25 protein-coding genes are annotated in these 19520 nt (G+C 37.6%); 18 read left to right on the top strand and 7 right to left on the bottom strand.

Annotated elements, in window-relative coordinates:
• The first annotated feature begins 59 nt into the window (after positions 1-59).
• From ACJ9Y9_RS09260 to ACJ9Y9_RS09290, 7 genes are all read left to right on the top strand, one after another.
• On the top strand, positions 60-254 hold the full coding sequence (locus tag ACJ9Y9_RS09260; protein ID WP_032666981.1) for a hypothetical protein: 195 nt from the start codon (positions 60-62) through the stop codon (positions 252-254).
• Positions 255-820: 566 nt separating this feature from the next.
• A complete protein-coding gene (locus ACJ9Y9_RS09265; protein WP_231079271.1) occupies positions 821-985 on the top strand; it encodes a hypothetical protein in 165 nt (54 codons plus the stop codon).
• A 72-nt stretch (positions 986-1057) separates the two neighbouring features.
• Positions 1058-1537 carry an HNH endonuclease signature motif containing protein gene (locus ACJ9Y9_RS09270; protein WP_252070400.1) on the top strand — a complete coding sequence of 160 codons (480 nt, stop codon included), beginning with the start codon at positions 1058-1060 and terminating at the stop codon, positions 1535-1537.
• A 73-nt stretch (positions 1538-1610) separates the two neighbouring features.
• Positions 1611-2072, top strand: coding sequence for a hypothetical protein (locus ACJ9Y9_RS09275; RefSeq protein ID WP_028018992.1), 462 nt, complete (start codon positions 1611-1613; stop codon positions 2070-2072).
• Positions 2073-2535: 463 nt separating this feature from the next.
• Complete coding sequence (locus ACJ9Y9_RS09280; protein ID WP_028018991.1) at positions 2536-3258, top strand: HNH endonuclease; 723 nt, start codon at positions 2536-2538, stop codon at positions 3256-3258.
• Positions 3259-3285: 27 nt separating this feature from the next.
• Entirely contained in the window at positions 3286-4113 is an 828-nt protein-coding gene (locus tag ACJ9Y9_RS09285) for a hypothetical protein (protein WP_028018990.1), read from the top strand.
• A gap of 78 nt (positions 4114-4191) precedes the next feature.
• Positions 4192-4461, top strand: a complete 270-nt coding sequence (locus ACJ9Y9_RS09290) for a hypothetical protein (RefSeq protein ID WP_028018989.1) — start codon at positions 4192-4194, stop codon at positions 4459-4461.
• A 30-nt stretch (positions 4462-4491) separates the two neighbouring features.
• On the opposite strand, the gene ACJ9Y9_RS09295 is transcribed toward ACJ9Y9_RS09290, so the two are convergent.
• From ACJ9Y9_RS09295 to ACJ9Y9_RS09310, 4 genes are all read right to left on the bottom strand, one after another.
• On the bottom strand, positions 4492-5226 hold the full coding sequence (locus ACJ9Y9_RS09295) for a hypothetical protein (RefSeq protein WP_028018988.1): 735 nt from the start codon (positions 5224-5226) through the stop codon (positions 4492-4494).
• A gap of 196 nt (positions 5227-5422) precedes the next feature.
• Positions 5423-6028, bottom strand: a complete 606-nt coding sequence (locus tag ACJ9Y9_RS09300) for a hypothetical protein (RefSeq protein ID WP_028018987.1) — start codon at positions 6026-6028, stop codon at positions 5423-5425.
• An 8-nt stretch (positions 6029-6036) separates the two neighbouring features.
• Positions 6037-6600 carry a hypothetical protein gene (locus ACJ9Y9_RS09305; RefSeq protein ID WP_028018986.1) on the bottom strand — a complete coding sequence of 188 codons (564 nt, stop codon included), beginning with the start codon at positions 6598-6600 and terminating at the stop codon, positions 6037-6039.
• Between the two features lie 60 nt (positions 6601-6660).
• Positions 6661-6996, bottom strand: coding sequence for a hypothetical protein (locus ACJ9Y9_RS09310; RefSeq protein ID WP_028018985.1), 336 nt, complete (start codon positions 6994-6996; stop codon positions 6661-6663).
• Positions 6997-7192: 196 nt separating this feature from the next.
• Between ACJ9Y9_RS09310 and ACJ9Y9_RS09315 the strand changes: the two genes are divergently transcribed.
• Positions 7193-7867, top strand: a complete 675-nt coding sequence (locus tag ACJ9Y9_RS09315) for an EAL domain-containing protein (protein WP_050482947.1) — start codon at positions 7193-7195, stop codon at positions 7865-7867.
• Between the two features lie 55 nt (positions 7868-7922).
• On the opposite strand, the gene ACJ9Y9_RS09320 is transcribed toward ACJ9Y9_RS09315, so the two are convergent.
• The 3 genes from ACJ9Y9_RS09320 to ACJ9Y9_RS09330 form a co-directional block, all read right to left on the bottom strand.
• Positions 7923-8432, bottom strand: coding sequence for a hypothetical protein (locus ACJ9Y9_RS09320; protein WP_050482946.1), 510 nt, complete (start codon positions 8430-8432; stop codon positions 7923-7925).
• Between the two features lie 61 nt (positions 8433-8493).
• Complete coding sequence (locus tag ACJ9Y9_RS09325; RefSeq protein WP_028018983.1) at positions 8494-8904, bottom strand: hypothetical protein; 411 nt, start codon at positions 8902-8904, stop codon at positions 8494-8496.
• A 179-nt stretch (positions 8905-9083) separates the two neighbouring features.
• Positions 9084-9647: a hypothetical protein gene (locus ACJ9Y9_RS09330; protein WP_028018982.1), complete on the bottom strand. Its 564-nt coding sequence runs from the start codon at positions 9645-9647 to the stop codon at positions 9084-9086.
• 35 nt (positions 9648-9682) lie between these two features.
• Between ACJ9Y9_RS09330 and ACJ9Y9_RS09335 the strand changes: the two genes are divergently transcribed.
• The 10 genes from ACJ9Y9_RS09335 (at position 9683) to ACJ9Y9_RS09380 (ending at position 19083) form a co-directional block, all read left to right on the top strand.
• The gene (locus ACJ9Y9_RS09335; RefSeq protein WP_229255560.1) at positions 9683-10228 is read left to right on the top strand and encodes a terminase small subunit; all 546 of its coding nucleotides are present in this window, start codon (positions 9683-9685) and stop codon (positions 10226-10228) included.
• Positions 10143-12032, top strand: coding sequence for a terminase gpA endonuclease subunit (locus ACJ9Y9_RS09340; RefSeq protein ID WP_231079300.1), 1890 nt, complete (start codon positions 10143-10145; stop codon positions 12030-12032). The genes ACJ9Y9_RS09335 and ACJ9Y9_RS09340 overlap by 86 nt, the downstream gene beginning before the upstream one ends.
• 17 nt (positions 12033-12049) lie before the next feature.
• Entirely contained in the window at positions 12050-12586 is a 537-nt protein-coding gene (locus ACJ9Y9_RS09345; protein ID WP_152546609.1) for a hypothetical protein, read from the top strand.
• Positions 12586-14079 carry a phage portal protein gene (locus ACJ9Y9_RS09350; RefSeq protein WP_045617191.1) on the top strand — a complete coding sequence of 498 codons (1494 nt, stop codon included), beginning with the start codon at positions 12586-12588 and terminating at the stop codon, positions 14077-14079. Before ACJ9Y9_RS09345 ends, ACJ9Y9_RS09350 begins: the two co-directional genes overlap by 1 nt.
• Complete coding sequence (locus tag ACJ9Y9_RS09355; protein ID WP_407226087.1) at positions 14030-14980, top strand: HK97 family phage prohead protease; 951 nt, start codon at positions 14030-14032, stop codon at positions 14978-14980. Before ACJ9Y9_RS09350 ends, ACJ9Y9_RS09355 begins: the two co-directional genes overlap by 50 nt.
• Positions 14953-15858: a phage major capsid protein gene (locus ACJ9Y9_RS09360; protein WP_407226088.1), complete on the top strand. Its 906-nt coding sequence runs from the start codon at positions 14953-14955 to the stop codon at positions 15856-15858. Before ACJ9Y9_RS09355 ends, ACJ9Y9_RS09360 begins: the two co-directional genes overlap by 28 nt.
• Before the next feature lie 15 nt (positions 15859-15873).
• Positions 15874-16173, top strand: coding sequence for a hypothetical protein (locus tag ACJ9Y9_RS09365; protein ID WP_045617188.1), 300 nt, complete (start codon positions 15874-15876; stop codon positions 16171-16173).
• A gap of 1 nt (position 16174) precedes the next feature.
• Complete coding sequence (locus ACJ9Y9_RS09370; protein WP_395280721.1) at positions 16175-16612, top strand: hypothetical protein; 438 nt, start codon at positions 16175-16177, stop codon at positions 16610-16612.
• Positions 16613-16614: 2 nt separating this feature from the next.
• Positions 16615-17913: a hypothetical protein gene (locus tag ACJ9Y9_RS09375; protein ID WP_407226089.1), complete on the top strand. Its 1299-nt coding sequence runs from the start codon at positions 16615-16617 to the stop codon at positions 17911-17913.
• A gap of 49 nt (positions 17914-17962) precedes the next feature.
• Positions 17963-19083 (top strand): IS3 family transposase gene (locus tag ACJ9Y9_RS09380; RefSeq protein ID WP_134708787.1). Its coding sequence is split into 2 segments (ribosomal slippage): positions 17963-18221 and positions 18221-19083, totalling 1122 coding nucleotides; the frame shifts between segments, so codons are not numbered across the junction.
• Positions 19084-19520: the final 437 nt, after the last annotated feature.

Raw genomic sequence — 19520 nt, forward strand, 5'->3', positions numbered from 1 at the left:
CAAGAATGAGGATGCTTTTTGACTGTATTTTTAAGATGGTGAAAAAAAGGAATTAACAAATGGAAAATAAAAATGATGTTGCTCAAGAAGAACTAACACATACTGTAGCTCAAGATGTAGAAAGAAAAATTGTTTTGTGCTATCGCTGCCTAAGTTGTTACGATCTTAATAATGCACCACTTAAAAAAGTAGATAGTTTGAAAAACAAAGAACCGGTATGCCCTCGTTGTGGTTGTAAGGTTTATTTCAGTTAATGAAAAGAACTAAACTTTAAAATCCAGTAAGTACGATAGTGAATTAAAAATATCATTTGAGCATGATTTTGAAGGTTTCGAATAAATATCTATACGATAACTAAAGAGGAACCTCAAATGAATTTTCTAATAGAAGTACTCGCAGCCATTCTTTACATTTTGGTTATATTCCCCATGTACATAGTCTGTTCAATCATCTTTATGGGGTTATGTATCATTACATTACCTTTGAAGATACCAGTGATAAATAGATGGGTTAGGAACTACCTGAGACGGGAAAAATAAACATGGTATAATATAGGTGCTATGTACATAATGCTTTCTCTCAACTTCTTCAGTACTTCCAGATTAAATCAACCATAGGATTTAAAAATCTGTGAAATGATTTTGAATAAAATCCTATACTAAAAATGTCTTCACATCTCTCGCATGTTTCGAAGAATAATAATAAATAATATATAGATTGTGACTCATCTATCCTTCCATTGAAAAGATACCCTACGCCGTAGGGTTCTTTTTACATGGGATTTATTACGAAATCGAAATCATTTAATAAGGAAAAGCAAATGAAAAAAAAGGATGTAAAAACTAATTGTGTGACCGTGCGATTAACTGACGCTCAGTTAACCGCATTGCAGGAACTATCTAAGAGTGGAGTCTGCGAGCGTGAAACACTCGCAAGTGCTTTTCAGTACTTACTAAACCAACACATCATTCTAAAAAAGGGCTAACTCTCACAGGCCAAGTAGATGTGAGAAACGCGATCAAAGGATTTGACGCGTTAATTATAAAAGGAAGTTCAAATGAAAAAATGGAAAAAAACGCAATATGAAAACTACATAGTAAGCTCTGACGGTGAAGTTTTTAATACTAAGACTAATAGAAAACTTAAAAACTCATTAAGTAAATCGAATGGGTATTATAAAGTATCATTATCTGTAAAAGGATATGGTAGTAAAGTTATTGAGGTACATCGACTTGTAGCCGAAGCATTTATACCACGCAATCAATCGTTGAAATTAGTTGTTGATCATATTGATGATAATCCGTTAAACAATGAAGTTAGTAATTTACAATGGATTACTCAGAAAAATAATATTGCAAAAATTAAAAACAGAAAGCCTGGTGTTCGTTTTACAAAGGAAGAGAAAGAAGAAATTATTAGTACTTACAAAACTGGCAAGTACTCATTGATTGGAATAACAAACCATTTCAATAATCTTTGGAATCGTTCAGTATCACGTCAAGCGTATACCAGAATTATAAAAAAAGCAGGGCAATAAAATACAAATGGCCTGTAGTGGGTAGAATTACTACAGGCCAATTATTAATTACATTTATACAGGAGTATTTATCATGGCAAAAACCTATTCAAGTTTTGATAATAGAAACATAAAAGCACTAATAAGTCAGTACAAGCTATACAAAGATATCCCATGTGAAGATATCAAAAACATTATGAAGGATTCAGTGGCTAAACTGGATGTGAGGGATAAGATTAGTGTATACGATGTGTTTACAGTATTGAGTAATGAAGATGAAATACGAAATGATTTACTATTCAATACGATCAATCTTATTAAAGTAAAACAGAATAAGAAACAAGTAAAAGAACGTATGATTAGGTACTACGGGGCAGCGATAACGGATGCAGCAAAACGAATAGAGCAGTATATGATGGAGCACCCTGACGCACTACCAGCACCAACATATGGACAAAGAACGCTAACTTATAAAGAGGTAGGTAAGCTATTAGAACTACAAAAACAAGGTAACTTTATTGATGACATGATTGAGTACTTAAAGAGCTTGCGTTAATTGTGCCTTATTACGGCATAATACGGCATATATCCATGCCGCATTACGGCAGAAAAAGCCCCTGAAACCCGCGTCTTACCATCAATACGGCAACTAAGTATAGAGATACGAAATCCATTCCATTTCATTACATGTATTTCTTTCTCTATCAGTATTCAATGAAACTGTGACTGGCGTCACGAATACTACTCGTCGTGAACTCCTCGTAGTATTGGTTAGAAACGTTCCGTTTTTCTCGCTGTACTCGAAAAGACGGAAGGCGTTTCTTCTCGCTTTGCTCGATAGGTGTTAGTACAGCAAGTGAAGTACCTAAAGTGAATTGGTAAGTACGAAATGCCCCGCCAGTTTCGCACCTCTCGCTCCGGTCATTTCCCCTTACTATGATGCCATTTGATAACTACATAAAGTACTGGATCAAGTGTGCAATTTTTGTGTACAAAGAGGTACTTAAGAGAGGGATAACATGAACAGAAAACAATTCATCCAGTCGCATGGTGCTACTTGTAGTAACTGGACTTGGAGTTGGTCATTTGTTAATCACGACAAGAAGATGGTTATCTTTGGTGCATGGGATGTCGAGAGCGAGCAGGAGCGGTCAGTAATTCTTCGTGAGAGATGGGAAACTAACTCAAATAACAAAAAGCAACCGGGCTATACGCAAGCACTCGAACATATCCGTTTAGTCCATGAAGGCTACGAACTATATACCTTTAACATGATATTCTCTGAACATCCTGATAACCCAGAAGTTGCAGTGATCAAGGATTTTGAGCGAAAATTAAACAGGCGTTACCTTCGAAAAGAAGGTACAGTTTGGTATGCAGACTTCTTACCTAATCCGTTTCCTGATGAAATTACCTCACCTGAAAACTACGCTGAAGGTGCAAAAAAGCAAGTTACAGTAAACTCCTACGAGCGTGATCCAAAGGCACGGCAGGCGTGTATTGACCATCATGGTACGACCTGTGGGTGTTGCGGTTTCGATTTTGAGAAAGTATACGGTGAACACGGTAGGGGCTTTATACATGTTCATCATATCAAACCACTGTACACAGTAGGTGATAATTACACAGTGAATCCCATTACTGATATGGTTCCTTTGTGTCCAAACTGTCATGCTATGGTACATCACAGTGCTAAAGTTTTGACTATCGAAAATTTAAAAGAAATAATGCTTAAAAATTAACACATTGATATTATTAGGTGGTTAGGGATGACAAGAAATAACGAAAATATAAAGTGCTACACTTTTCACGAACTAAAGGAAGTACTTAAAAATGACTGTTTGGCAGAATATTTAAATAATTTCGGTAATAAAGGTAATTTGTCATCAACTCCTGAAATAACTGTCATAGCATATATTATGTCCTTCTTTAAACCTTTATTTTTTAAAAAGATCGCTGGCACTAATGTAATAATCAATGGTATGCATGGGAGGTTTGTTGTAAATTTTCAGTTACAGGAGAAAATCTATAATGCGAGAACCAAAAAATCTTTATCAAATGATTTAACAATTAAGCTATACGAACGAGATGTAAAGGAAGTTATTGCAAAAATTGGTGTTGAGTATGATGGGCACCTCAGACATATGACGTCTTATGGAACATTAGAGGATAAAGAAAAAGACTTAGTGGTCCTAAAAAAAACAGGAATGCCAAGGATCAGAGTTCAACCACAAATGTTTCAAAAAGAAGAAGATAAAAAAGATATATATAGGTCAATAAAAAAATATTTTGAACAATTTACCAAACTGCTGTCAAGAGGGAAAGTTAAGTCGGTTTCCGTTTCAAAATACATGGTATGCCCGCTTTGTGAAGGTGTTCAAATTATGGGGGCTGAATCTTGTCCGGTATGTATTGGCGATGGAACTCTATTAAAAGAAATTTATTTTGGAGTGGAAGTTGATATGTTTGATTCATTTGATTGCCCCGATTGTTCAAAGAGGTCTAACAAGAGTTGTAGAAAGTGTCACGGAAATGGCTACTTAAATAGAACAGACGCTATAAGAATTAGACGTGAAGAGTTAAATGAAAATAGTTAGTTGTTTTTTGTCTTTATATAATGAAACTATAAATACCTATAAAGGTTAGCAGTGCTAACGCACTATAGGATTTACGAAATGATAAGAATAGAATTTAACACCTACGATGATGGGACATACTACTTCCTGTATGTTACAGAGGAAGTACGTATTGAAACTAATGGTGCTGATGGTTTGCAGATGGAAACCTTCGATTCGAGGGTAAGGGATTTAGGTGATCCGTTCCAGTACTTAACAATCAATGAGCGAAAAGATGAGTACTTTAACGAATCATTGATCAATTCACATATTGATACAGTGATTAAGTCCGTGCAAGTACTTGTTCCTCTTTTGACTTTAGATGATTAAAAACATACCCCATTGAGAGGCACGAGGTAATTATTTTATAACTTCGATGAGTTCAGTTATTGGTTTATTATCATCATAAATCGATTTAACAAAATCCTGTAAGCTATGGTTTAATTCTATAGCTTCAAGTTGTATATCAATAATTTCTTTTGCTGTTAAACGTATAGCTTCTTCATCAGCATACATGAGCATTGGAACTTCAGAGGCTGCCAGTTCAAATTGAGTTTGTAGTCGATTGTAACAATCTGCAATATGTTTTATAGTGTTCATTATATTCACTGTATAAGGTGTGATTTTATAGTTATACCTCTGGATTGCCTTTAATCTATTTTGTATTGAATATGATAAGTTGAAAAATTCGATAAGCAAATTTTCAATTTTATCAAAAATTTCGCCTATATCTTTTGGCAGTTCTTCTTTATCGTTTAAACAGTTTTTTAGCGTTTTACTTGTATGAACAATATAGCTTTTATATTGAATGCTCAGTGATGACAACTTTCGTAAGTCTTCATATATTGCTTCTTCGATAACTTTAGAAACTATATCGTAATGTTTTTGAGACAGCCATTCGGGGGCTTTTCTATATGCGGCATAAGCTACACCCAAAGTACCCAATGTCGATAAAGAACTGATCCAATCGGTAAAACTACCCCATTCGAAGTTATTACTTCCAAAAAAAAGTGCTTTCAAGATGACACAAATCAAAAGTAATGAAAGAATCAATACAACTGCAAGTATTGTTCGGTTTAGATTTTTATATTCCATTTACTTGTTTCCGACGTGACAGTGAATCTCGAGTTAGTACTTTACCATTACAGCCACAATCAAGTACACTCTGAACATCACGCCCACCCACTATGGGTAGGTTTGTTTAAGGTATGGGTGCGGCGTGAAACTTCATAACATTTGTGGATCATCAACCAACTACTCCTGATTTGTAGATTATCAATAACCGAAACTGTTACTTCACCTTAAAGAAGGTTATAAATTTCTGCTTTTTGAATAGATTGTAGGCACTCTCTGAAGCAGCCAAACTTTCTAAATATTCCTTATAGTGTTGATTGAAACTTTTTCTACTTAACTCAAATCCTCGTTGGTTATTGTTGACGCACTCAAGAATACTTGATTGGGCTGATATATAAGCATTGCAAGCAGATTCATTAACTTCTCTGAGAGATTTAGTAACTGCGAGGATAACTTCTTTGTTTTCTACTTTGATTGACCATCTTTCTATAAGATCTAATTCTTTTATTAAGTTGTCAATTTTTGATATAAATTCGATGTGTTTATTTTCAGATAATTCAAATTCTTGAGCTTTTTTTATATCAGGTTTTTTTAAACCACTATTTAATTCATTGAGATAATTAAGAACTGGATAAAGATCTTCTATGGTTTTATATGTTGAGTCATAGAGGTTGTCAGTTATAGATAAAATTTCCTCTGCTTTATCAAATCCCTTAGTGTGAGACCTTTGAGAGAACCATTGTTTGGCATTAAACGCGGCATATGCAGCAGCACCAGCCATTACCCAATCCGCTAATGTTCCAGTTATTTCATACCATGCCATAAGTTACCTCAATCAGTAAATAGTTTGCTATAGTGCTTTATTATATTGTTATGTGAGGATCGAACAGTTCTATACTTTTCACTTATCCTCATGTCGAAATCAAAACAAACAGGTAGTTTTAAAAAAATCTCTTCAGATCCTACAGATAATGCATCTCTTATTGTGTATGTCAAAGATAAATGTGAATCTATTATTTTAATAAAATGGCGTTCATTAATAGGCTGCAATCCCCAAAGATACATCCTTTCCATCGCTGTACGTAAATTTATTATGTTTTTTCTATATGTTGTTTCTCTTTGCGAAAGCTCTTCCCAAAGCAGCCTGAATTTAGTTTCATCATGTTGTTCATCAGGTTCTGTATTAATTAATTGTTTTACATCACTGTGTAAGTAAAAAGATTCCTGTTGTAACTTACAGAACTGATCAATAAGTTCATCTGCAAATTTAAATTTTCGCTCATTAAGTTTAGGTGAAAGCCAATCTTTAGCATTTACAGCAGCATACACAGCTACCCCTGCCATTACTGCATTACAGGCAGCACTAATCAGATCTGAACCATTGCCCCAATCCATGAATCACTTCCCGATAAAATCTTATGTATTGTATGTACCACAACCTTGTTTAAGGTGCTATCAAAACGGTAATTCACCCTGCATATCACAGAATGCATCATCCTTATCATGTGTCTCTAACATAGCTTGTTGTGCGTAGAACCAACTACTGACAGCAAAGATATCAACTGGCTGAGCTACCTCAAGCATAAAGTAGTATGCGTTACTTGAAGTCACACCGAACCAGTACAAACGAGTACCATCCTCATGAGGTGTTGTCTCGAACAAGACACATTGCCCGTCTTCAATACGTTCTAAGTACCCTCCAGGATGAACAACCACTATCCGTTGTCCACACTGCCAATACACCTGAACACCTTTTCTAACGCTTGAATCAAACGAATTCTTATTACCCATTTTCCTGCCCTTCTATGAGATTATGGCGCTGTATGTTTATACAGTGGTTTGGTGTTAATCAATACGAAACGCTAAAAATTACATAAAAACGATCATTTTCAATAAGTTAAGTCTAAAAATAAGATGAATAAAACCTTCAATTAATAGTTTCTACCGATCAATAATAATATTATGATCGATAAAACGGATTGATTGAATGATCACAACAAACTTCATAGCAGAACCAATCATGACTACATCAGGCCAGCTCGTAGGATGTGAACTGTTAACCCGCTTCCATTGCGAAGATCTGCCTGTGCTTAACAGTAAGTACTTCATCATGGCTATGTCGGTCGAAGGGAAGAAGGAACTACTGAAACAACAATTAGAGACTGTAGATTTTCATGCGTCATGGTTCAGAGAGCACCGGCTTTTCTGTACCGTTAACGTTGATACTGTACAGGCACGACTATGTGTCTTTGACAGGGATATTATTCAGCTATTGGATAAGCTGGATTTCATCAGGCTTGAGATCTCAGAGAACTTTGAAGGGCTTGAACTTGGTATCAATCATCCAGTACTTAAAACACTGTTAAACGTTGGCTATCGATTGTTCCTTGATGATCTTGGTTCAGGCCGTGCCAACGTCGCAGCACTAACTACTGGATGCTATGAGGCGGTAAAACTTGATAGGGCGTTCTACCATCATGAAGTACAGAAACCTACATTCAACGTACTGATGAAGAACATCATGAAGTACTGCCCGTATGTGATCGTTGAGGGAGTAGAGCAGCAGCAAGAACTACCAGTACTACGTGATACTGGAGTAACAGCGATTCAAGGGTATCTCTACAGGTCAGTTCCTTTCCATAAAGTAAATAGTTTGCTATAGACCTCATTAAATGAAGCCCTACCAATTCTATGCTTGGCAGGGCTTCATTTAACAATTAATTGAAGTCATAAGATAATATTTCGCCAGTCTCACCATTAAATTTGCAGGAATACTGGACATTCTTGTATGCACCAAATCCATTCTGTGCTTGAGCCTGATCACCATACATTTCAATCACTTTTGAATCTTTACTAACCCATGCGTAAGTTACAAAAGCAGGGTTGGTAATCGAATCCTTCCATTTAAAGTCATACTTAGCTAATTTCTCGATAGCTCGCTGACATTCATAAACAGGATTGTGGTGATTTTTTGCATAGCCAATCGGATTTTTATCTTCTTCTGCTTTACGTGCTGCAAATTCGGCATTTTCTTTTGCTTGACCTTCCTGCCCCCAAATACCATAAATCGCAACTGAGGAAACAAAGAACACAGGTATTGCAAGTAATAAGCCTACAAAAATGATACTACCTTTCTCCCAATTCTTTTTTGTACCCTTATGCTTAACCCATTGATAGGAAGCTATAGCTATTGCTGCGGCTATAAACAGACTTGCTTGTAGATTCATATTCATTCCTTGCCATAAAAAGAACTATGAAATTATCATTCTTAACTTAATGGTGATTATTTTAAATGGTATTCTTTTCAAGCATCTCGATGATTAGCTTTTTAGTTTCGATAGAACACAAGGCAACATAAGCTTCTTCATCATTAGCATTAATCTTTTCGATGCGAGTACTAAGTTCTTTGATGAATGTATTGCTTCTTATTAATTCAATGACAGAGTTAGCAAATTCATCTTTTTTCTTTTGAGAGTAAATTGATGGAACTAAAGAACTTACGGCTACCACTGTTCCCTGCCATTGTTGAGGGGTTACTGCTTCCTCAGTAGCTTTCCGTAAATCTTCCTCTTTTTTCTTTTTAAAAAAACGTTTAAAACCAAAAGTCAAAGTAGAGATAATAGCGTTGATTATTTGCTCTTGAACAGATTTTGGCAACTTTGTGAACAACTCAAAGAACTTAAGGATCGCAGCCAGCATAAAACTAACCTCGTATGTGTGTAGATCGAAAAGATTATCACAAAGCACTTTAATAGTTCAATCACCAAAAATGGTAAATAAACAAAAAAGGTTCTCCCTGAATTTTTTAAAGAACGCGTAGTTTCGCCACCGGATATAAACATTTGTGTGTGAACGAAATAACTATACCCGCACCGCAGTCAAAAAAGAACAACGCCAATTTCATTTAATTCACATTGGCAATTATATCTTACTGGACACTCACATAATTTAAAAACAGCGTAAGAGCCATTGAGTTCTTCACTAACGTACTTTTCCATAAAATCGATATCATCTGGTTCACAAAAAAGATGAAACCCGACACCGAGATAATTACGCATTTTGTAGTTACAATGTTTAATAGCATTAATTTTCTTTTGGTCGGCTGCTAAGCCCCTAACTAATGGTGCAACACGTTTAGTACATTTAAACTCTATAAAAATATAATCATCAGAGGGTGAGGATTTTTCACGCAGAATTAAATCTACTTTAGCAAGTCTGCTATCAGGGTAATCTATTGGATCGAGGTATATTGTGACTTCACGATGTAGCTCGTACTTCTTTTTTGAAGTGAGATAATGAGCAAATTCTATTTGCAGCCATTTTTCCCAATCATTAGTTTCTTTTTCAACAAAAGAATATAGCCGTTTTTTTATCTCATCTTTCTTCAAAAACCCGTTCAGCAATTTTACTAATAGAGAAAAATCATTGTTACGGTCTGACATTGTAAACCCTATAAATAAAATAAAAAGGATTAAAAATGGATATCTCATTAAGATCATTAGCGAGACAGTACGGATACGATGAATCTACAGTTCGAACTTGGGTAGAAAAGGGAATGCCGACAGGCACTGATTCTAACGCAAGAAGTTGGATTGTAGATAATGTACTAAAGCCGTTGCGTGATACTAATACAAAAGAACAAATTGAACAAGAACGTTTGAAGAAACTTTCAGCAGAAAGGCAGTTAGCAGAATTAGAATTAGCAGAAAAGAATGGGCTGGTGGTCAGTACTGAATATGTAGAACAAGTACTAACAGAATATCTATTCCAGATCAAAACAGCAGTACGTGCAATACCATCAAAAACTTATCTTGAATTATTTGCACAATCAGATGCAAAGGATTTACGCGATGTATTAAGAACGCATATTGATAAAACATTATACCAATTAGGCTCAATGGAATTTGAGCTACCCGATGACATGGAAGTATTAGAGGATGGAAACAAACAAAAAGAAATTAACGAGGATTCTGAAGAAAGTACAACCAACGATACAACCGCCGAAGATTCAGAAAACCAGTGAGTGGATTAGTAATGGTGTAGTTAAATTTGTTGATGGGCCGAATATGGGCCTTGATTGGATACCCTTTAGTTTCCAAAAAGAACCAATGGATATAGCTCAAGAGAGAAGTACTAAAAAGATTGTACTTCAATCATGTTCACAGCTTTTGAAAACAACAGTACTTCAATCAATAGCTTTTAGTCTAATGGCAAATGATCCCTGTAACTTTGCTTTTGGTAGTAGTTCTGAATCAGAAGTGAAGAAATTCAAGGATGGTAAATTTCTTCCAGCAATTGAAACAAGTGAAGTACTAAAGCCATTAGTAACCGATAAGAATGATAAGAACGCCGCCAATAACTCTAAACAAACACAAATGGTGAACGGTACTTTTATCTATTGGTTAAATCTCAACACGCCGGGGAACCTTCGCGGTATCACAACCAGGTGTGTTCTGTTAGATGAGGTCAGCAACTGCGAAATTACTGATGAAGGGAATCCAATAAAATTAGCAGAAGCACGTACCAGTACCTTTGGTAGTGATTCATTGGTGGTTGTATCCTCAACACCTTTGTATAAAGATGATTTAATTAATGCGGAATATAACCTATCTGATAAACGCCGTTACTTTGTTACACATTCTTGCGGCCATGAGTATATTTTTGAATGGGAGCAGGTAGCATTCGAATTTAAATATTTAGAGAATGGTAGAGCAATTCCAGATAGTACAACTACCCGTTTAATATGTCCGTGCTGTGAACAGGAAATTGGTGAACATACACGACATCAAATGATTGATAACGGGCGATGGGTTGCAACTAATCCAGATGGTGAACCTGGTGTAGTAGGTTATCAAATCAGCCGTATGTATTCCCCATTGAATACGATTACTGAAATGGTAAGTAAGTTTGCTGATGCCCTTTATAACTTCAATCTACAAACATTCTATAACAACGAACTTGGATTACCTTATGAGGATGAATATCAAAAGGAATTAGATATTCTCCAATTGGAATCACTACGCGAAGATGAATTTAACCTACATAAAATCCCTGAAAGTACGTTAGGTATTTGTATATCAGTTGATCAGCAAATTGATAGATGCGAAGCCACTATATTAGGCTTTGATGAGAAGAACATATATGTACTTGGTCACGAATTTTTCTATGGTCACGATGTAACTAAAATCGAATCACAAGCCTGGAAAGACCTTGATCAGTTCTGTAGGCAAGAATTCCGCACGGTAGAAGGTCGTTTAGTACCAACTCTCGCAGTATTCGTGGACAGTTCGAATGGTAACGCTACTGATACGGTTAAGAAGTTCACAGCACGTTGGGCTAAGTACCATCCTATTAAGGGTTCCAGCTCCACTACTGGTGATCTCTTCAAGGAATCAACACAGGCTGGTTACAAGCTACAGATCCTAAACGTACATGATCAAAAGAATACGATACGTAAACTTCTCAATCTGATGCTTAGTACTGAAGCAGATAATGCACCTGTGAAGCTCCGCTTTAGTAGTTCATTACCAACTGATTATTTTGAACAGCTATCAGCCGAAGAGTTAAAACCTGCTGGCGGTAAATTAGTATGGCGATTAAAGAAAGGCCAGAGAAGGAATGAAAGTCTTGATTGTCTTTGTTATGGTCTTATTGCTATTGCCTACGCTCAATCTAAATTAGGTAATCAACCATTTAAAAAATTACGCGAATATAAACAATCTGAAAGTAATAACAAAAACAAAATAAATAAAGCAGAAGAACCAAAAAATACACCTACCAGACGTAGACGTACAGGTATGGGTTCTAATTGGTTCCGCAAAACGTAAAATGATAAGGATATCAAATGGCAATTTTACCAGAACAAATTTATATGGTATCAAACCCGTATGAGTACTCTGTAGCGATTCCTGCAAAAACAATTTTCGTAACTTCATATGTTAGTACTGGTCAATCTGTAACACTTGATAATCAATCAAGTGATGTTGAACGTGATTTTATTATCACGTTTGATCTTGCTATTTCATCAGAAAAACTATTCTGTACTCAGATTACTAACGGTATTGTTAGTACTTCTCAATGTGAAGTAATTGATCCAACAAGGCATACGGCAGAATACGCACGTATTCGCACAATGATTAGTGAAATTGAAGCAGTTATTGAAGCGAAAATACAAGGCGGTGCTAACTATAGCATTGCAATTAATAATAAAACATTAGTTAGTGAATCATTAGCCAATTTAGAAGCAATGCGTACACGTTATATTGAACGTGCTAATTCTCTGTGGGCTAAAATGAATGGTAAACCTGATTCCAATAAACCATTTAAGAGTATTACCGTATTCCGAGATCCTAACTATCCAAATCGTTGGGGGACTCGATAATGTGGTTTAAAAGAAAAAAGGTTGATGTACAACCAGAAGTACGAACAAAGAAAACTGAAGTACGTGAACATTCTGGCAGAACACTGCAACGCGATTTGAATCAAATCAGAACTACAACAAATGGTATTAATGTTTTCAGCTTTAATGCTGGTGTTAGCTCAGTAAGTATTAACAATCTCATAAAATGGCACTTAGCAGAATGGCGTAATGAATCACGACAATCAACCTTAACAAACCCAATCGCACGTAAGTACATGATGTTATCAGTTGATGGTGTTGTAGGTTCTAACGGTATCTATGTAAAACCTTCAGTTGAACTTGATATTGATGAAAATGAAAAGCATCAAATCAATATGCAACTTGAAAAGCTTTTTGACCGTTGGGCCTATGATCAAACCCGTTTCAGTCTGGATAATTCAATGACGTTTGACCTCTTTACTCAGACTCTTGAAAAACACCGTGTGCGTGATGGTGAAGCCTTTGTAAGAATTCATAACTTTAACCGTACCATCAAAATAGAAATGATTGATTCAGCCAGGTTAACACAATTTAACAATGCATTACTCAGCAATGGAAGTTATATCAGCAACGGTATTGAGTTCAATAAATACAATCAACCAGTAAATTACTATTTTGCTAAATACAATCCGGTTACATATACATACGATGCAACGAGCTATGACGTAATTCCGGCTACTGAAATCCTACATTATTATGTGGCAGATGATGCTACGCAAAATCGAGGAATCCCCGATCTTGTTGCAAGTACTAAAGTCCTTTCAGATTTGAAGAACTTTCAAGAAGCGGCTTTATTAGCAAAGCGTATTTCAGCCAGTGTAACTACATTCATTACCAATAGCGGCAACAACGAACTTTCACTAAACGAAAGTGAACAAAGTACTGCTATCTACAATGAGTACTTAGAGCCTGGTGCTATTTTTGAATTAGGTGCTAACCAGGATATCAAATCTGTTGATCCTCGTAATGGTGTTGATGGTATTGCCGAATTCACAGATGTATTACTTGATAATATTTCTATGGGCTTAAACGTAACTAAACAAAGCCTAATGGGGAGTACTGCTGATGCATCATTTAGTGCAGCTAAATTAGCTGAACGTCTTCAGGCTACTACATTCTCAACACGTACAAATGTTCTTGTTAATAAAGTGCTGAAGCCAATCTATTCAGCATGGTTAAAGAATGAAATGCTAAATAATAATAAGTTAAATCTAAAATTCTCTGATTTCGATGATCTTGTTTGTGCTCGTTATATTCAAACTAAACCAATCTCACTTGATCCATTAAAGGATATTCAGTGTGAAGTGGCTGCTATTGATGCTGGATTGAAATCTCGTACACAAGTTATTAGTGAAATGGGCGGTGATCCGCGTCTCGTAATGCAAGAAATAGAAAGTGAGAAGAATATGAACAAGGAAGTTCAAAATGAAGTTCAAAAACCAGACGAGGGAATTAACCTTACCAACGGCGATTAATTCTGATAATCGTACCGTTGAAGTTGCTTTTTGTTCTGAAACTCCCGTAGCACGTGAAATAGAAGGGAAGTTATATAACGAAGTACTTCTATGTAATCCAGATAATGTAGACCTATCGCGTTTGAACAATTCAGGGGCAGTACTTTTTAATCATGACCGAGATCATTTGATTGGCAAAGTCCTATTAGCACGTATTGATTCAGATAAAGTAGGTCGTGCTGTATTACAGATTTCCAATGCTTCGGAAAAAGAATGGGAGCAAATCAATGAAGGCGTATTAACACATATTAGCTTCGGTTATACCGTAAATGATTACCGTATTGAAGGTAACATTATCTATGTAACTCATTTCACCCCATATGAAATATCTCTGGTAACTGTACCTGCTGATGTAACGGCTGGTGTTGGTCGCTCTTTGATAAATAAAAAAGAAGATAACCAAGAGGATATTAATGTCATGGATGACAATCAAGAAATGATGGAAGCGGGTACAAAGGAAGTACAGGAGGAAATTAATGAAACGCCTGAACAAGAAGCTGCTGAATCCGAATCTGAAAAAGTAATTACTGACGAAGAGCTTTTAGAAATGTTTTCTAATCGTCCTGAATTACTTAGCAAGATGTTAAATAAAAGCGATGTTGAAGAACAAAGCGTAAATGATTCTGAAACTAAAGAATCCGATTCTGAAGACGTACCACAAGAAAGTACTAATGAAGAAGTAAATACAAATGAACTGGAACGTAAGCGTGAATTGGAATCAATCGGCGAGGTTCTAAAAGTTGATGTATCTGAAGCCATAGAGAAAGGAATCTCTGTTGTGGACTTCAAGCGATCACTAAATACAAAAAAAATCCAAATGATAAGGAAATCAAAATGGAAAAAACTGTTCTTAATGGCCTAATTCGTTCTTTAAGTGAAGGAAATTTTACAGGCAAAACTGAAATCCCTGCGGGTGATTTCGTGCGTACTTCTACCACTGTTGGTGGTACTGCTTTAATCAAAGAAGTTTACGCAGATTCGTATATTGACGTTCTACGTGCAAATTCTGTATTTGCTGGTTTACCTGTTCAGGTATTTGCAAATCTTGAAGGTGAAGGGAATCTGGTACTACCAAAACTAACTTCTGATTTCACTGATAACTTCGGTTATGTAACTGAAGGTGCTCCAAGCCCGTCATACAACGCATCTTTCGAAAAGATCACTCTGAAACCTGAGATCTTCACAGGTTCTGTAGAACTGACTCGGACTCTTATCAAATCAGCTAATACCGCTGAACAGTATATTCAAGATGCAATGGTTAAGGGTGCTGCTCTTAAACTGGAACGTCTAATTCTTGCTGATGCCGTATCTAAGGCTCCAGCTGTTACTTTGACTGCTGCTCTTACTAAGGAAGATGTGATTGATGCTCTTGCTTCTCTTGCCGCTCATAACGTGCGTGTAGAGAACGTTGTCGCTATCGTACATCCTTCTACCGCTGCTGTTCTACGTACCACTCTTGATGGTGCTAATACCAGTGCCAAGTACCTTCTACAAGGTTACATGGGTGATGGCATCCTCGCTGATTCAGTACGCTTAGTTGAAAGTACTCAAGTTGCCGCCGGTTCTATTGTGTTTGGTGATTGGTCAAATCTGGTACTTGCACAATGGGGTTCTGTAACTATGGATCGTGACGATACCACTCAACGTAATTCAATGGGTATTGTGCTACGTACTTTCAGCTTCCAGGCACACGCATTTGCACATGATGAAGCATTCTTAGTTTTAAAACTAACAAGCTAATAATCAGGAACTAATATGAGAGCATTTTTTAGTAACTCACAATCAGAGTCACTACTTAATGCTTTTGGTGAAAAGCTCGTCATTGTTCAAGATGGTGTATCAATAACGATTACCGCTATTTTCGAACAAGACGAGCTTTTTTTCGATGATAGTCAAACTACCGTGACATATTTTAGTGCTAAGTCAGGTATCAAACTAAATAGCACCTTCAAGATCGATAATATCGAATACGTAGTAAATAGGATAGATGATGATACAAGCGGTATCTCTAATTATCACTATATTCGCAAAGTCGATTTAGAAGAGGAAATATAATATGTTTACGGCAGACTATAAAATCAGAAAGTATTTAATTAATAAACTCTCTCCAGTTACTAATTTACACTTTCCATCAAAAGCATCAGTAGATGATATTACTGTGGTTTATATTGGTGATTCTTCAGTACAACGTACTCAAGTATCTAAAGCAAACACAGTCATTAATAATCAAATTGTGCCATCAATTATTAGAAATTTATGTGAATTTCGTGTTGAGTTTGTGTCTGTCGGACAATCATATAAAGAAGCATCCGATGAAATTGAAAAAATACTTGAAGCAATTTATACGCCTGGTTTCTTTAATGAATTAAACCAGCAACTTCCAATGTCATTATTCAATGTACGTATTGAAGATAGCCTAATGACTACTCAAGCCGAAGCAACGGAAACCGCTTATGTACACACGCAAACTCTATCTTTTAGCTATGGGGAATAATTATGGCTCAAACATTTTTAGGGAATTTAACTACGGTATGGATTAACACCGATACAACTAATGTTGATCCAAATGCCCGTGCTTTTGTTCAAGTAGAAAACCTTTCAGCATTTCCAAGTTTTAGTGAATCAACAACTATTTCAACTGTAGAAACATATGATAGTACTTACACCTCTAAAGTAGCGGGTGATAGTTCATATGGTGATATGACTATTGAAGTTAACTATGTTCCAAGTGAAAACGCCGTACTTGATTCTGTTGTTGATTCTCAGCAATTAGTACAGGTCAAGGTTGAAATGCTTGATGATGGTACTAACGATACGTCGGTGAACTATGTGATGTACAACGGCTATCTATCAAAAGTTTCTGACTCATCGGATATTGATACCGTAGTTACCCGCTCGTATGTGTTTACTCCTGAGACACAGGTAGCAGCAGGTATCCTTGATGAGTCCGTAGTACCGCTTAACCGTGGTGATTGGGGCGTAGGTAGTAACGGTGTAGAGTTCCCCAGTTATCAAGGCCGTGACGGTAACTCATTTGTCAAGATCCCAGCGGTGAACTCTCCATCAGGCGTAGATATGTTGGGTATCACGAACCTTGATGGTTCTAACGGTACTCAGTTAGTGATGAACAAATCCGGTACTCCGGTACTGAATTTCCGTAACTTCTCATCAGCAAGTACTGGTGCATGGTACAAGGTCTATACCACTGCCGATAAGCCTACTTTGTCAGAACTTGGTGCAGCAGCGGCTACTGATCTCAGTAACTACGTACCGATTACCCGTACCATCAATGGCAAACCATTAATCGGAAATATCACTCTTTTAGCAGCCGATATTTCTGATGTGTACTCAAAAACACAGACCGATAACAGCTATGTTCCTAAAGTGTTCCAGTTAAACGGACACGCACTAACAGGTACGGCGTTAAACTTGGTAGCAGCCGATATTTTAGATGTATATTCACAGACGCAGGTTAATACAAACTTTGTAGCAAAAACTACTACAGTAAATGGATTAGCATTAACAGGTAATATTACTCTAACGGCAGCACAGTTAACGGATATGGCAAGCCTAAGTTTTAGTAATGGTACTTTCGTTCCAAAGACGTTCCTAATCAATAACAAGCCATTATCTGGTACTAACATTCAATTGGTAGCAGCAGATATTAGTGACGTATATTCACGTACCCATGCTAACGATCTCTTTGCACTACGTATTACTACTGTTAACGGTTATCCATTAAGTTCTAACGTGTCTCTGAACTATAATGACGTTGACCTGCTCCCCGTTGATTAATACACCCCGATGTTAGTAATGTCTTCATAAGCCACATGAGGACATCCCCATGAAGAAGCGTTTTTCCGACGAACAGATCATCAGTATTCTTCGCGAAGCGGAAGCCGGAGTTTCTGCCCGTGAGCTCTGCCGTAAGCACGCCATTTCCGATGCCACTTTCTACACCTGGCGCAAGAAGTTTGGTGGCATGGAAGTTCCTGAGGTGAAGCGGCTTAAATCTCTTGAAGAGGAGAACGCCCGCCTCAAGAAGCTACTTGCCGAAGCCATGCTGGATAAGGAGGCACTTCAGGTGGCTCTGGGGCGAAAGTACTGACGACAGACCAGAAGCGGGAAGCCGTTGAGTTTATGTGTGATGCGACCGGTCTGTCGCAACGTCGTGCCTGCAGGCTTACAGGTTTGTCCCTGTCGACCTGCCGCTACGAGGCTCAGCGTCCGGCAGCTGATGCGCATTTATCAGGGCGCATCACTGAGCTGGCACTGGAGCGCAGGCGTTTTGGCTACCGCCGCATCTGGCAGCTGCTGCGTCGGGAGGGCCTTCACGTCAATCACAAGCGGGTATACCGTATTTACCACCTTAATGGACTGAGCGTAAAACGCAGACGACGCCGTAAAGGGCTGGCAACCGAACGGTTTCCGCTTCTGCGCCCGGATGCGCCGAACCTGACATGGTCGATGGATTTCGTTATGGACGCACTGGCCAACGGTCGGAGGATCAAGTGCCTGACCTGTGTGGATGATTTCACGAAGGAGTGTCTGACAATCACCGCTGCTTTCGGTATTTCAGGCGTTCAGGTCACGCGTATTCTGGACAGCATCGCGCTGTTTAGGGGCTATCCGGCGACAATAAGAACCGATCAGGGCCCGGAATTTGCCTGCCGCGCGCTCGATCAATGGGCCTTTGAGCATGGTGTGGAACTACGGCTTATCCAGCCAGGTAAGCCAACGCAGAACGGATTTATTGAGAGTTTTAACGGACGCTTTCGCGATGAGTGTCTGAATGAACACTGGTTCAGCGATATTCTTCATGCCCGGAAAACGATTAATGACTGGCGGCAGGATTATAACGAGTGCCGTCCCCATTCATCGCTGGATTACCAGACACCAGCTGAATTCGCAACGGACTGGCGAAACAGGAAATATGAAGAAAAACCAACCGACATTACTAACTGAAGGTTGTATCTAATCCTGGGGGCAGGTCAACGTAGGTACTTACTCAAAATCACAGATTGATGTAAAGAATGCAGCACTACAGGCAAACATTGATACTAAGGTTACTATCACTCAAGATTTGTTAGTACTAAATACCGTAACAGACGCACTTAGTCTTGATATGTCAGATGGTAAAAGAGTGTTCTCTGCAACACTTACCTCTGCGAGTACTCAATTAAGCATTATCAATGCAAGCGGTAGTACTAAGAACAGTCAAACCATCACGGTATATCTGATGCAAGGCACAGGTGCTAATAAAATAGAATGGCCTTCGAATGTTAAATGGTCATACGGGCGTACTCCAGTATTAACCTTCACTAAAGATTCAGTTGATGTTTTTCAATTCACGTCAATAGATGGGGGGAGTACCTGGTACGGCTCCTTACTAATGGCGGATC

The organism is Enterobacter sp. CPE_E1241 (assembly GCF_045618265.1).
GTDB classification, from domain to species: Bacteria; Pseudomonadota; Gammaproteobacteria; order Enterobacterales; family Enterobacteriaceae; genus Enterobacter; species Enterobacter adelaidei.